13 protein-coding genes and 1 tRNA gene are annotated in these 14500 nt (G+C 45.8%); 6 read left to right on the top strand and 8 right to left on the bottom strand.

What is annotated here, in order from left to right; genetic code table 11:
* The first annotated feature begins 56 nt into the window (after positions 1-56).
* The gene (locus JQC93_RS16430; RefSeq protein ID WP_205159470.1) at positions 57-833 is read left to right on the top strand and encodes a glycosyl hydrolase 2 galactose-binding domain-containing protein; all 777 of its coding nucleotides are present in this window, start codon (positions 57-59) and stop codon (positions 831-833) included.
* 9 nt (positions 834-842) lie between these two features.
* Here JQC93_RS16430 and JQC93_RS16425 read toward each other — a convergent pair whose 3' ends face one another.
* From JQC93_RS16425 to pepA, 4 genes are all read right to left on the bottom strand, one after another.
* On the bottom strand, positions 843-1226 hold the full coding sequence (locus tag JQC93_RS16425) for a DUF2061 domain-containing protein (RefSeq protein WP_205159469.1): 384 nt from the start codon (positions 1224-1226) through the stop codon (positions 843-845).
* Positions 1227-1540: 314 nt separating this feature from the next.
* A complete protein-coding gene (locus JQC93_RS16420) occupies positions 1541-4399 on the bottom strand; it encodes a valine--tRNA ligase (RefSeq protein ID WP_205159468.1) in 2859 nt (952 codons plus the stop codon).
* Positions 4400-4520: 121 nt separating this feature from the next.
* Positions 4521-4979, bottom strand: coding sequence for a DNA polymerase III subunit chi (locus JQC93_RS16415; protein ID WP_205159536.1), 459 nt, complete (start codon positions 4977-4979; stop codon positions 4521-4523).
* A 253-nt stretch (positions 4980-5232) separates the two neighbouring features.
* The gene (gene pepA, locus JQC93_RS16410; protein WP_084883819.1) at positions 5233-6741 is read right to left on the bottom strand and encodes a leucyl aminopeptidase; all 1509 of its coding nucleotides are present in this window, start codon (positions 6739-6741) and stop codon (positions 5233-5235) included.
* 237 nt (positions 6742-6978) lie between these two features.
* Here pepA and lptF point away from each other — a divergent pair, with 237 nt between their 5' ends.
* Both lptF and lptG read left to right on the top strand, forming a co-directional pair.
* A complete protein-coding gene (gene lptF, locus JQC93_RS16405) occupies positions 6979-8094 on the top strand; it encodes an LPS export ABC transporter permease LptF (protein WP_205159467.1) in 1116 nt (371 codons plus the stop codon).
* A gap of 2 nt (positions 8095-8096) precedes the next feature.
* Complete coding sequence (gene lptG, locus JQC93_RS16400; protein ID WP_205159466.1) at positions 8097-9167, top strand: LPS export ABC transporter permease LptG; 1071 nt, start codon at positions 8097-8099, stop codon at positions 9165-9167.
* A gap of 90 nt (positions 9168-9257) precedes the next feature.
* Here lptG and JQC93_RS16395 read toward each other — a convergent pair whose 3' ends face one another.
* Positions 9258-9731, bottom strand: a complete 474-nt coding sequence (locus JQC93_RS16395) for an RDD family protein (RefSeq protein ID WP_205159465.1) — start codon at positions 9729-9731, stop codon at positions 9258-9260.
* A 210-nt stretch (positions 9732-9941) separates the two neighbouring features.
* Between JQC93_RS16395 and JQC93_RS16390 the strand changes: the two genes are divergently transcribed.
* Positions 9942-10026, top strand: a tRNA-Leu gene (locus tag JQC93_RS16390).
* A gap of 66 nt (positions 10027-10092) precedes the next feature.
* Here JQC93_RS16390 and JQC93_RS16385 read toward each other — a convergent pair.
* Complete coding sequence (locus JQC93_RS16385; protein ID WP_205159464.1) at positions 10093-10641, bottom strand: type II secretion system protein; 549 nt, start codon at positions 10639-10641, stop codon at positions 10093-10095.
* A gap of 328 nt (positions 10642-10969) precedes the next feature.
* Here JQC93_RS16385 and JQC93_RS16380 point away from each other — a divergent pair, with 328 nt between their 5' ends.
* Entirely contained in the window at positions 10970-11527 is a 558-nt protein-coding gene (locus JQC93_RS16380) for a VC2662 family protein (protein ID WP_205159463.1), read from the top strand.
* Positions 11528-11657: 130 nt separating this feature from the next.
* Here the strand turns inward: JQC93_RS16380 and JQC93_RS16375 are convergent, their stop codons facing one another.
* Entirely contained in the window at positions 11658-12416 is a 759-nt protein-coding gene (locus JQC93_RS16375) for a DeoR/GlpR family DNA-binding transcription regulator (protein WP_205159462.1), read from the bottom strand.
* Positions 12417-12440: 24 nt separating this feature from the next.
* Positions 12441-13328: a sugar kinase gene (locus JQC93_RS16370; RefSeq protein WP_205159461.1), complete on the bottom strand. Its 888-nt coding sequence runs from the start codon at positions 13326-13328 to the stop codon at positions 12441-12443.
* A 262-nt stretch (positions 13329-13590) separates the two neighbouring features.
* Here JQC93_RS16370 and yihU point away from each other — a divergent pair, with 262 nt between their 5' ends.
* Positions 13591-14484, top strand: a complete 894-nt coding sequence (gene yihU, locus JQC93_RS16365) for a sulfolactaldehyde 3-reductase (RefSeq protein WP_205159460.1) — start codon at positions 13591-13593, stop codon at positions 14482-14484.
* Positions 14485-14500 lie beyond the last annotated feature (16 nt).

Below are 14500 nucleotides of genomic sequence, written 5' to 3'. Positions count from 1 at the left end.
AAGCTCACCATTGGTGAGCTTTTTTTTAGCTGCATTTCGACGAAACAAGGACAGTTATGCAACTGCTGTTAAACGGACTTTGGCAACTCTCGCCATTAACAGATTTGTCTATCCCACAAGACGATCTAACCTTTCCCGGCCCATTAAGTGCGGTTTTACCCAATACACTTAGTGAGCCTGAAATTGCTCAGCAAGAGTGGCATTTGATGCATGACATCGAAGTCACTGAAGAGATGCTTAATCACAACGTCATTGAGCTAGTGGTTGGTGGTGTTGATTATCACGCAGAGGTTCGACTAAACGGTGTCGCCATGTTTGATTGTGATGGACGCTCTATGAACTACCGTAAGGACGTGCGCAGTCAACTTACTCTTGGGCGAAATCGCATTGAAATGTTGTTTTTGGAAGAAGATGATGATGAGTGGTTCGACGATCAAGAGATTATCCCCCGCTTAACGCCGGGCGACGAAAGAATGGGTGTTTGGCGAATGCCGTATCTTCAGTTTAGTCAGTATGTAAGGCTTGAAACACTTCGTATCGAACAAATCTGGCATCCAGTAGGTGGGTGCGAAGTGAAAGTAGATTTGATGTTTGCGATCTTAGCAATCGGGCTGGTGTCTGCAAAAGTGAAGTTTAACGGAATGACATTGACCTTACCTTTGGATCTTCGACAAGATCATGCTACCGCGCTTTTTCAAATTGATGCGCCGGTGACTCAAGGCGATGGGGCAAATTACAGCTTAGCTATTGAAATCGATGGGTATCAAGTGGAAGCTTGGGTACCTCTTTCTCCAGAGGCACCCATCCAGACAGTGGCGCTATCGCAGCTCTAGTCTGGTGACTTAACTATGCGCGAGTTGAGTGTGGGTTTGACTGCGTTTGATCCAGACCTTTTCGTGAAAGTAATAAGCCACAGAGTTTAATGCAGGCTCTAGTGTTGCAATGATACCACCGGCCAGTGCATCACCTGTTAGCAGGTAAACCACTGTAAACGCGACACTAAAGTGAACGGTCGCAAAGCTGATAGTTTTTATGGTAGCTAGGTGCTTTCTATTACTGTTGGCGAATCCTGCCCATACTTTTTCATGCAGATAGAATGCGCCAGTGTTGATGGTAGGTTCGATCATTGCGATCAAACTACCTAATAGAAGATCACCGGTTAATGCGTATGCAACGATAGTGGCAATAGAAAAATGGATGGCGGCGAAGCTGATTGTCTTGTTCATGATTAAAGTCTCTTTCCTGTCTGGTTGTTAACATTATTGATAATCATTCTCATTTAATCAAGCGGTATTTTTCAATTATTTTAATAGGTGTTATCTATTGAGCATTTCGAAGTGATAGGTGACGCTACTGTTACGAATAAACTTCTGAAAGTATGTGTGCAATTTATTGAAAGTTAGGGCTTATACCAACCAAGGGAATTAACTGACCAGTTACGCACTTCGATTTGTACTAATTGGAGTTTCTTACGCAGCACTTTTTCGAAAAAAAAGGCCAATGAGTTTCCCCATTGGCCTTCTCGTTTTATGTCATCAGATTACAAAGCGGCAATCGTTGCTTTTTGCTCTTCAAGCTTAACCAACGTTTCTTTGTAGCCGTCGAGTTTTTCACGCTCTTTTGCCACAACGGCTTCAGGCGCTTTAGCCACAAACCCTTGATTGTTTAGTTTACCTTCAAGACGTTTAATTTCGCCTTGGGTTTTCTTCACTTCACCCTCAAGGCGTGCTAACTCAGCGTCTTTGTCGATAAGACCTGCCATTGGGATCATTAGCTCAGACTTCGCAACCAGTGCAGTGGCGCATGCAGGTGTTTGCTCATCTGCGTCCAAGATACGCACTGACTCAAGTTTCGCAAGCGACACCAACACTTGTTTGTTGGCTTCAAGGCGCGCTGCATCTTTGGCATCAGCGGCTTTCAACATCACTTCCAAAGGTTTACCTGGATTGATGTCGTACTCTGCACGCAAGTTACGGATGCTAGAGATAAATGCCTTCACCCACTCAATGTCGTCTAGTGCTTCTTGGTTGAAGTTAGTACCCTCATACTGAGGTAAGGCTTGAGTCATGATTGTGTCGCCTTCAACACCGTCAACCAGCGGCATAATACTTTGCCAGATGGTTTCGGTGATGTAAGGGATCACTGGGTGAGCCAAACGCAAGGTTTTCTCAAGGACAGTAATCAAGGTGCGACGTGTACCACGCTGCTGTGCTTCTGTACCTTTCCACAATACCGGCTTGGTTAACTCTAAGTACCAGTCACAGAACTGGTTCCAGATAAACTCATAAATGGTGTTTGCCGCCATATCCAGACGGTAGGTGTCTAGGTGAGCATTAAACTCTTTAGCCGCCAGTTCAAACTGAGATTCGATCCATTTGTCGGCCAATGAGTATTCTACGTCGTTGTCACCAAAACCACAGTCTTGATCTTCAGCATTCATCAGTACGTAGCGGCTGGCATTCCACAACTTGTTGCAGAAGTTACGATAGCCCTCTAGGCGCTTCATATCCCAGTTGATGTCACGACCCGTCGATGCCATTGCCGCAAGTGTAAAGCGGAGTGCGTCAGTACCGTAAGGTTCAATGCCATCTTCGAAGGTTTTGCGGGTGTTCTTCTCAATCTTCGCCGCCAGTTTAGGCTGCATCATGTTGCCGGTACGTTTTTGAACCAGTGATTCGAGATCAATACCATCAATCATGTCGATTGGGTCAAGCACGTTACCTTTTGACTTAGACATCTTATCGCCGTTTTCATCACGGATAAGGCCAGTCATGTAGACGGTTTTGAACGGTACTTGTGACTTCCCATCTTCATCTTTACAGAAGTGCATGGTCATCATGATCATACGTGCGACCCAGAAGAAGATGATATCGAAGCCCGACACCAATACATCTGAAGGGTGGAACGTTTTGAGTGCTTCGGTATCTTCAGGCCAACCTTGAGTACCAAAAGTCCAAAGTGCAGAAGAGAACCAAGTGTCTAACACGTCGTCGTCTTGGCGAAGAACCACAACAGGAGCAAGATTGTTCTTCTCACGTACTTCTTCTTCACTGCGTCCAACGTATACTTTGCCGTCGTTGTCGTACCAAGCCGGAATTCGGTGACCCCACCATAGTTGGCGAGAGATACACCAATCTTGTACATCACGCATCCACGCGAAATACATGTTTTCGTACTGCTTAGGCACGAACTGAATGTCACCATCTTCTACCGCTTTTACCGCTGGCTCTGCTAGCGGTGCAGTGCGTACATACCATTGGTCTGTCAGCATTGGCTCAATAACCACACCACCGCGGTCGCCGTAAGGTACAGTAAGATCGTGATCTTTGATTTCGTCAAGTAAGCCGAGTTGATCAAACTCTGCCACAATCGCTTTACGCGCAGCAAAACGCTCTAACCCTTGATATTGCTCAGGCATGTCCGTTGCATAATCGGTTGAAGCTTCACCGTTGGTGTTGAAGACTTCGGCCTCATCACGAATGTTGGCGTCAAAGGTTAGAATGTTGATCATTGGTAGGCTGTGTCGCTTGCCCACTTCGTAGTCATTGAAGTCGTGCGCTGGAGTGATTTTTACACAGCCAGTACCTTTTTCCATATCTGCGTGCTCATCACCCACGATAGGGATCAGGCGATTAACCACAGGAAGCAAAATGTGCTTGCCAATCAGATCTTTGTAGCGAGGATCTTCAGGGTTAACCGCAACGCCAGTATCGCCTAACATGGTTTCTGGACGAGTGGTTGCAACAACGATGTAGTCTTTACCATCTGCCGTCTTGGCGCCATCCGCTAAAGGATAGCGGAAGTGCCACATGAAGCCTTTTTTGTCTTTGTTTTCAACTTCCAGATCAGAAATCGCTGTGTGAAGTTTTGGATCCCAGTTCACCAGACGTTTACCGCGGTAGATTAGGTCTTCTTCAAACAGGCGTACAAATACTTCTTGAGTCGCGGCAGATAAACCGTCATCCATAGTGAAGCGTTCGCGATCCCAATCTACAGACGCACCTAATCGGCGAAGCTGCTTTGTGATAGTGCCGCCTGATTCCGCTTTCCATTCCCAAATCTTGTCAATGAACGCGTCGCGACCGTAATCGTGTTTGGTTTTGCCTTCTTCAGCGGCAATTTTACGCTCAACCACCATCTGAGTAGCAATACCAGCGTGGTCAGTACCAACTTGCCAAAGGGTATTTTTGCCCTTCATGCGCTGAGCACGGACCAAAGTATCCATGATGGTGTCTTGGAATGCGTGGCCCATGTGCAGGCTACCTGTGACATTCGGCGGCGGGATCATGATGCTGTACGCTTCTTTGGTCGTGTCACCGTGCGGCTTAAAGTAGCCTTTTTCTTCCCAAGCCTGGTAGAGCGCTTGTTCGATTGAAGTTGGGTTGTATGTTTTTTCCATAGTTCTCTTAAACTGGATACTTTTGATGGTTAATCAATGTCAAACGTCATAATTAACGGCTCTCGATAGCGCAAAAAATTGCCGCGTTATAAAGTCCGTTAGCTATGCAGTTTGACCCAAACTAGTTTGAGGTGTCGACGTTTACCGTCTGCACTTCGGCTCCTGCTTCTCGGTAGCGTTTGAATCGCTCACGAGCCGCTTGTTTCTGTTTTTCAGAGCAAGGGACAAATTCTATCACTTGTGATGCCGATCTCGCAAAAATTGTCTCGCTATTCTCTAGATTAATGTTGATCACGAGATTGCGATTAAAGCTGGGCTTTAAACCGTCATGGCCAATTTCAAGTGGTGAGCCGTATCGAGGGCCTTCACCGACTAGGTTGTGGGCAATGAAATGTGTCGCGTTTTGAGCAAACAGCTTATCGTCCCAACGGTGTGCGTGAGATTTGTCTTTGCAGTTTAGATAGATCTTTGCGTTTTGCGATGCGAAGTGACTAAGCAAAAACAACACATACTCTTCAAACCCAGCATCGCTGCTTTGAGCTGAGTCGTCTTGCAGTACATAAAATGTCACGACGGTCATGATAGTGCTAGCTGTCCATATTGAATATTGAGCGATTAAAAAAGGGCCCGTAGGCCCTATGATACCAATCAAACCAATCAAACCAATCAAACCAATCAAACCAATCATCTACGTAATCTAGCTTGTTAAAATCGCTGATACCGTCGTTAAAGATTTTGCAGTTAGGTCAACTAGCTACTGCAATCTTTGCCTAGTTATCAGCGATTTTACCTGGGCCATCTTTACGCAGCTGATTAATTTAATTGGTATCTATTTACTCTTCCGAGTCTTGGCCACTTCGATTCACTAAGAATTGGACAAGCATTGGGACAGGACGTCCAGTCGAGCCCTTCGCGGCTCCAGACTTCCAAGCCGTACCCGCGATATCGATGTGTGCCCAGTTGTACTTCTTAGCAAACTTCGACAAGAAGCAACCAGCGGTAATAGTACCTGCTGCGCGGCCACCGATGTTTGCCATATCGGCAAATGGGCTCTTAAGCTGCTCATGGTACTCGTCGGCCATTGGCATACGCCACGCACGATCGCTCGCTTGCTCTGATGAGTTCACCAACTCGTGTGCCAATGGGTTGTGATTCGAAATCACACCACTAATGTGATGACCTAATGCAATAACACAAGCACCAGTAAGCGTTGCTACGTCTACCACACATTCAGGATCGTAACGCTCCACATAAGTCAGTGCATCACATAGAACCAAACGGCCTTCTGCATCGGTGTTCAGCACTTCGACGGTTTGACCCGACATTGTGGTTAGGATGTCACCTGGACGGTACGCATTGCTGCCAGGCATGTTTTCACAACCTGCAAGGATGGCAACGACATTGATTGGTAAGTTAAGTTCGGCCAGTGCTTTCATGGTGCCAAATACTGACGCTGCGCCACACATGTCGTACTTCATCTCATCCATACCTTCGCCAGGCTTAAGTGAAATACCGCCCGAGTCGAAGGTTAGACCTTTACCGATCAATACAATAGGTTTGGTTTCAGGATCTGGGTGACCTTTGTACTCAATGACAGACATCATCGATTCGTTTTTAGAGCCTCGACCGACTGCAAGGTACGAAGTCATACCCAATTTTTCCATCTCTTGTTCGCCAATGATCTTGGTCGACACTGTCTCGAAGTCGTCTGCTAAGCGACGAGCTTGAGAAGCAAGATAAGCTGGGTTTGCTACGTTAGGTGGCATGTTGCCAAGATCTTTTGATGCTTTTACGCCCGTTGCTACAGCAAGACCGTGAGCAATGGCTTTTTCGCCAAGGTTTAGCTCGCGACGCGTTGGGACATTAAACACCAATTTGCGAAGAGGGCGACGCGTTTCAGGCTTAGCACTTTTGAATTGATCGAAGGTGTATAAGCCGTCTTTGGTTGCTTCAACCGCTTGACGAACTTTCCAGTAGGTATCGCGACCTTTTACATGAAGTTCTGTTAAGAAACAGACCGCTTCCATAGAGCCAGTTTCGTTCAGTGTGCTAATGGTTTTTTGGATGATTTCTTTGTACTGGCGTTCGCCTAGCTCACGCTCTTTACCACAACCTACCAGCAATACGCGCTCTGAAAGTACACCAGGTACTTGGTGCAATAACAACATTTGGCCTGGCTTACCCTCTAGGTCGCCGCGGCGCAGCAGTGAGCTTAGGTAGCCATCACTGATCTTATCGAGTTGCTCTGCAACTGGAGAGAGACGACGTGGCTCAAAAACACCGACAACGATACATGCGCTGCGCTGTTTTTCTGGGCTGCCACTTTTTACACTAAACTCCATGCTAACTCCTACATCCTAAAGACAAATTGAACTAAATGATGGATAATGCAATGCTAACTTCTTGAGTTAGCTAACTTGTCGTATGGGCAACTAAGGGTTATGTTTACCGTTATAGGTTCCCTTTTGTTGCGTACCTCATTTAGTCGTATTTTTTGATAAATAAATAGTTCACCGTGAAATTATAGTGATTCCACCAAAAAAACAAGTTTTGTATAGGGAATTATAGGTGCCCCAAGCGTGATAATTGTTAGATATTTGATCCGCGAGACAATTAAGAGCCAATTTGCCATCTTTTTTGTGTTGTTTTTGATCTTTTTAAGCCAGCGTCTAATCAGCGTGTTAGCAGACGCCTCAGATGGTGATATTCCTGCTGCAATGGTGATGACTTTTGTTGGCCTAAATATGCCTGCAATGGGGCAATTAATGCTGCCGCTCAGTCTCTATATTGGCATTTTGCTCACTTTTGGGCGTTTGTACGCTGAAAGTGAAATCACAGTGATGAATGCGACCGGAATCGGCAATAAATTTCTAATTCAAGCAGCGCTATATCTGGCGCTGATCACCTCTGGTGCAGCCGCATTTAACTCGCTCTATTTATCGCCGTGGGCACAAGACAAAGAAGCTCAGTTAGTAGAACAATTGGCAGCAGATAACAGCGTCGAGCTGATCAAAAAAGGACAATTCCAAAGAACGCCAGATGGCAGCTCTGTGGTGTTTATTGATGACGTCGATAACAAAGTGCTGACCAATGTTTTCATTGCCCAAGTGACCGCCAGAGACTCTCTTCGTCCTAGCGTTGCCTTTGCCGATTCGGGCATTGCCCGAGAGCTTTCCGATGGCCGCCAGATATTGAGCTTGCAAGATGGTGTGCGTTACGAAGGCACTCCATCTATGTTGGATTATCGCATCACTGAATTTGACGAGTACGACGCGCTCATTGGTCAGCGTGAAGTCAAAGCTAAAGGTCGTGATTGGGAGGCCTTACCCACTGCGGCACTATTTCAAAGTGATGATCCTAAAGCGATCGCTGAGCTACATTGGCGACTGTCGCTCATTATTTGTATTCCGCTTCTTACATTAATGGTGATCCCACTATCGGCGGTTAACCCGCGGCAAGGGCGTTTTGCAAAAATGGGTCCCGCTATTTTGTTTTATCTCGCGTACTTTTTATCGATTAGTGCTGCGAAGTCTGCGATTGAAGACGGGGGCATTTCTCCAGCAGTCGGATTATGGCCTATGAATATTGCGCTGTTGGTTGCAGGTATTGTTCTCAATTCACTAGACAGCGTGCCTGTGCGTAAACTCAAAGATGGCTTTCGTCAAAAACGTCTCGCGAAAAGGAAAGCGGCCTAATCATGTTTAAAATTCTTGATGTTTACATCGGCCGAACGATTGTCTCGACAAGTGCGCTAACACTGGCCACTCTTGTGGGGTTGTCTGCCATCATTAAATATGTGGAACAGCTTCGAAAAGTGGGGCGCGGCAGCTACGATTTGATGGAAGCACTCTATTTTGTCATTTTGAGTGTTCCTCGAGATATCGAACTGTTTTTCCCAATGGCCGCATTGCTTGGCTCCTTGATTGGGCTAGGGATGCTCGCCAGTAGTTCTGAGCTCACTGTTATGCAGGCGGCGGGCTATTCTAAATTAGACGTCGGTTTGTCGGTACTCAAGACGGCTTTACCCTTAATGGTTATGGTAATGCTGCTTGGCGAGTGGGGCGCACCGCAAGCACAAAAAGCCGCACGTGAGTTGAGAGCCTTTGCGGTCTCTGGTGGTAATATCGCCTCAGTTCGCTCTGGCGTATGGGCAAAAGACGCTAATGACTTTATTTTCATTGGCAGGGTAAGTGATGATTCATTGACTGCTGTAAATGTATGGCGTTTCGATGAGCAAAAAGATCTGCAGGTGACAGTGTTTGCCAAAGACGCCGACTACATTGGTGACAACACATGGCAGCTAAATGAAGCCGTCGTGACCAATTTAGTCGATGAAGTGGTGATCACCAAAGAAACCGTTGAACAATACGAATGGCAGACGACATTAGCACCAGACAAATTAGCCATAGTGACGGTTAAACCCGAAGAGCTGTCACTGAGTGGCTTATTTGAGTATGTTAACTATCTAAAAGCCTCTGAGCAGGAAGCATCTCGGTATGAGCTCGCGTTCTGGCGCAAAGTCACCCAGCCCTTATCAATCGCGGTAATGATGCTCATGGCATTGTCGTTTGTGTTTGGCCCCTTACGTAGTGTAACCATGGGGGCGCGAATACTGTCGGGCGTTATCGCTGGATTTGCGTTCTACATATCGTCGGAGTTTTTTGGACCGTTAAGCCTGGTTTATAGCGTTCCACCTATGCTTGGGGCACTTGCACCCATTGTGGTGTTCTTCGGGGTAGCGGTGATGCTACTGAGGCGAAACTTATAGATAAAAAAATGGCCAACACTCTTTCGAATGTTGGCCATTTTTTTAACGAGCAAGAATGATCAGGTAATTGCTTTGGTTGGTATTAGTTCGTTAGGCTTTCGGTAAAACAACAATCTGAGTCTTAGCCCACATATCCTGAAAAGCACGTTTTTTAGGATCAATGAGAACGGTTAAATTTCCCAGTCCAAATGCTGATGTACCTGCGCGAATCAAGGCTTGTGACACGCTAATGTTTGAGCCACCTTCATTTTGAACACGCAGTTTCCAGGCTCTCATTCCTAGTGTTTGGCCTGCTTTACTCCAAAAGTAGGCGAAAAAGCCCAACCAAATAGCGCCAAGGTAAAGAGTAAATATCGAACTCCAAACCGGATGTTGCGTTAAATAGTCACTGGCGTCCAGATAGATGCCGTAGTCAAAAAGACCCGTAGCAACAAGTGCCTCTAAAATTGCAATAACGATACCAGCTGCGATCATTTCAATCGCTATAATGAGCAGGCCATCGTAGATAAGAGCGGCGACGCGACGGAAAAAACCTGCGGTCGGTAATGTGGCGGTGTTAGTCATAAAATTTGAGGACTCAATATCAGTAATGCGAGCAAGGATACTGATAAAAGGCCGCATCTAAAAGGCATTTAGCCCCAATTTTGATCTAAAAATAGACCTTCGTGGCGAAAAAACGGCCGAACGAACACAAATTCATAGATTGGGTATTGCACCAAGGTAAGCGATACGTATAATGCCAAACACAGTAAGGGGTTATCCCCAAGCTTTAGTGCCGGTGTGGTGAAATTGGTATACACGACGGATTCAAAATCCGTTGCCTTCGGGCGTGGCGGTTCAAGTCCGCCCACCGGTACCACTATTCAAACAAAAAAGCCTCGACAAATGTCGAGGCTTTTTTGTATGTGCTGATCTGAACTTTTGATTAGCAATCGGTATCTACAACTTCAACGGTACAATCACCGCCTTGTCTATCACCAAATGAGTCATATAGGACATAACAGCCGTTACTCGGTGTAATGGTTGCGCCGCCTAAATCACTGCTGGTAAAAGGGACGTCATAGCCAATAGCGGTATATCGATTGCCATACTCTTGTTCAATTGACTCGGGGTCATCAAGCACGAGAAAGTCGATCATGGTTAGGTCATTGCCCAGCTCACCTTTGCTTTCTGGACATAAGGTCGCCCAATCGACTTCTACGCTGCCAATCCCTTCACCAAAATCAATGATGTATATTGCTTGCTCATTGTTGCCTGGGTTTTCCGTAGCGGGGGATAGCCCGTTAATGTAAGCCTTAGACTTCACTAAGGTAATTGTTGTCTTAAGGGCGGCCGCAATGCCTTGTAGCGCGGATTTACGCGCATCTTCTTGTAGGTTTAAGAATCTAGGCGCAGCCGTTATGGCAAGGATACCAATGATAACCAATACAACGACTAACTCAACCAGTGTAAAACCACGGCTTCTACTGCTCACAACGACGTCCTTGTGTGATGATGCCTACCCATACTTTTGGGGGAGAATGTAAGTATATCTTACAATATGAAAATCGAACATTCACGCCTTGCTGATATTTCCGTTACTGCAGTCCATTGTCTGTTCAGCAATGTTGATCTGTCTCACATTTATATTGATCCTGATGCATTAAGGGCATACTATCGGATGATCCTACGTAATTCAGTATCTTAGGTCGATACGCTGCTTCATGAGTGCAGCGACTTTCTATCAAAATACGTTTGTTCGTAGTGGTTGAAACTAAGCAAATTGCAGTTTCATTTTTTATTAAAAGCTCTAAGAGGGATTTATGAAGAAGGTAATTTCAGTAGCTGCGGCAGTTGCTGCACTAGTCGCACCCGTAGCAATGGCAAGTGCACCGGTAATGTTTTCAACAATTGATTACAATGCACCAAGCGATAGCGATGTTAAAGGTGTTCGATTAGCAGTACTTCATGGTCAAGTGAGTGAAGTGCAAGGCGTTGATTTCGCATTGCTAGGTCTGTCTGAAACAGACAAAACAACAGGCGTGAACTTCGGTTTGTTTTTTGGTGCATCTAAAGTAAACCAAGAAATGAAAGGCGCTTCATTTGGTCTTTTTAACTGGAATGAAGGTCTTACGACTGGTGCGAACTTTGGCGTGGTCAACTACACCAACGACGTTAATGGTCTTAACCTAAGTACTGTTAACTATTCACAAGGTAATACCTTGGCTGATGTTGGTTTCGCGAGCATCTCTGAATCGTCAACGTTCCAATTGGGTATTTTCAACATGACCAAAAAGATCGACGGTGTTCAAATCGGTCTTCTAAACTGTGCAGACAACGGATTCTTGAAGTGTTTCCCATTCGTTAACTTTGCGAAATAAGACACTGCGACAATAATCGCAGTTGTTTAAATATCCTAAAAGCCTCGATGTATGTTGGGGCTTTTTTAGACCTAGCCATAGGCTTAGGCTAAGTATAAAAAAACCGGCTAAGTTGCCGGCTTTTAGAACGTTATTTACAAATCACCAATTCGGTGTTGGTCGCAGCGACTGAGCTCGCTAACTCTTTAGGCGGTTTTTCGTCGGTAAAGAGGTAGTTCGCGTCACCAATGTGCCCCATTTCAATAGAGCCTTTTGGTACAAACTTGCTCGAATCTAACGCGATCATCACATGACGTGCTGATTTCATTGCGCTTTGAGTGATCAAGCTTTCATTTAAGTCATACTCGAGCAACGTGCCATCAACATCGATAGAGGCCGTGCTGGTAATGAGGTAGTCGAAACGAAAGTTTGAGATAAAACTCAATGCTTCGGTGCCAACGATACCACCATTAAATGACTTGATTTTGCCGCTTGGGATCAACACATCAAAACTTGGGTTTTGATGTAGGATATTGGCGACACGTAAGCTGTTAGTAATGATCTGTAAGTTGTTTTTCTTTAGTAAATGCGAGGCAATCACTTCGTTGGTGGTGCCAATGGTCATGAAGATGGTTGCACTGTCGGGAATGACAGACGCAATTTTTTCCGCAATCGCATTTTTTTGTTCGGTGTCCGTTACTTTGCGCACCTCATAATCGAGGTTAGTTTTAGTATCGGGTGAACTGGCTCCACCATGGTGTCGAATGAGCAGTTTTTCTTCGTTGAGCTTCTTGATGTCACGACGAATCGTTTGAGTGGACACGTCCAACTGCTCGGCTAACTCTTCAACTGTGCAATAGCCTGTTTCATTTACTAATTTTAATAGTTGATTTTGTCTTGGATTTGTCACGTGATAACTCTTTTTTTCTATTTGCTAGCTATTCAATGTAGAATCGACTGCATTACGGTCCGGGATCCCTTGTCGGCCACCTAATTGAGTACATTTAAGCGCGGCGACAGTGTTGGAAAACTCGATAGCTTCTCTGGTTTGCATTCTTTCGGCAACGGCAACAGCCATTGCGCCATGGAATACATCCCCAGCACCCGTAGTATCAACAACGTCTACTTTCCTTCCTGCTTGATGGCAAAGCTCACCTTGCTCTAACCAGTAGCATCCTTTCGATCCAACAGTAACATAGACTTTGCTTTTTGTCTTTTGTTGAGCAATTTTGAGCCCTTCTATTGGATCACTGCAATTGGTGAACTTTTCTAGGCCTGGCTCACTGAATGCGACGTGATCGGCCAGTTCTACAAGCTCATCAATGGCTTCGGGGGTTATGTCCGCATCAAGTACCGATGGAATGCCAAACTTCTTGGCTTGCTCCAATGCGTATTTTGCCCCTTCTATCCAACGCACGTCTGTGAGAATCGTCGAATATGTTGAGAAATCTACAGAATGCAGAGCGGTTGGATCTTTGGACAACGATTTATCTTGATAGTTGATGATCATACGCTCACCCTCTGCATCGACTATGACTGCAGAAAATGCCGATGAGGCACCAGGGATCACTACAGCATGCTCAACGCCTACACCATAACTTGATAGCTCACTGAGCATGGTGTCAGCGACGCTGTCGTCTCCAACTCGGCCGATAAAGTCAACATCGTGGCCTAGTCTAGCAACGGCTACAGCAGCGGTCGCTGCTGGTCCGCCACCAATTTCAAAATAGTCGTTAGCCACATATTTACCACCGGACGTGGGTAATTGTGGCACCAGCTGTACTCGGTCTAATACGGTAATACCTACACATGCTATAGACATCGCTTCTCTCTTCTTTTGCTTCGTATGGGTAAGGGGTTACGAACATGTAAACCTTTACATCTGATTGGATTGCTTGAGTCAGTAGCTCAAGATTCTCATGTTTACGACTGTTCATTATACGAGTAAATGGCCATCTGACTGGGATAAGTGTCACGATACGAATAAAAAACAACAAAAAACAACAAAATGTGACAAAGGTAAAGGATCTTGTGCCTAGAAAGCCTATAGTAAAGGGCAATTACAACACATTAAGGACTCTTAAATGTCTACTATCGGTTTTATCGGCTTAGGCCAAATGGGCAGCCCAATGGCGGCAAATCTAATTAAAGGTGGTCACTCACTTCGCGTATTTGATATCAGCGCAGAGGCTGTTGCAGATTTGGTTTCTAAAGGAGCAGTGGCCGCGAAAACCCCCGCTGAAGCAGCGCTTGATGTTGAGTTTGTTGTGACCATGCTACCCAATGGTGGACTAGTACGAAACGTTATTTTTGGTGAAGATGGTGTAGCGACAACATTGTCTAAAGAAGCTATGTTAATTGATATGTCGACCATCCACCCATTTGAAACCGACGCCCTAATTAAAGAGATGGCAGAGCAAGGTTTCCAAATGATGGAAGCGCCAGTTGGCCGCACTTCAGTGCACGCAATTAAAGGCGAGCTGCTTATCATGGCTGGCGGCAGTAAAGAACAAATCGAGCGCGCACAACCACTGTTTGACTGTATGGGCTCAGAAACGGTTGATTGTGGTGGTCCAGGTAAAGGTGGCCGCGTTAAAATCATCAACAACTACATGAGCATTGCCCTCAATGCACTGTCTGCAGAAGCGATTACGCTTGCGGAAGCCATTGGCCTGGATTTCGACACGGCAATGAAGGTAATGAGCGGTACACCAGCAGGAAATGGCCATTTCACTACAACATGGCCAGGTAAAGTGTTGGCAGGTGATCTGTCTCCAGCCTTTATGGTTGACCTCGCGCATAAAGATCTTGGCATAGCGCTTGATCTTGCGAATCAAGTGAATGTCCCAATGCCATGTGGCGCTGCATCTCGTGAATTGTATAGCATTACGCGCGCAGCAGGCCGTGGTCGCCAAGATTGGACGTCTGTGCTTGAGCAGCTTCGTGTGACTTCAGGCCTTGAACCAAAAATCAAATAATAATAATTACCCCCTT

It is taken from the genome of Vibrio ulleungensis (assembly GCF_016900875.1).
Taxonomy (GTDB): Bacteria; Pseudomonadota; Gammaproteobacteria; order Enterobacterales; family Vibrionaceae; genus Vibrio; species Vibrio ulleungensis.
The sequence above is the reverse complement of the archived record's forward strand: the minus strand, read 5'-3'. Positions and strand labels throughout refer to the sequence as shown.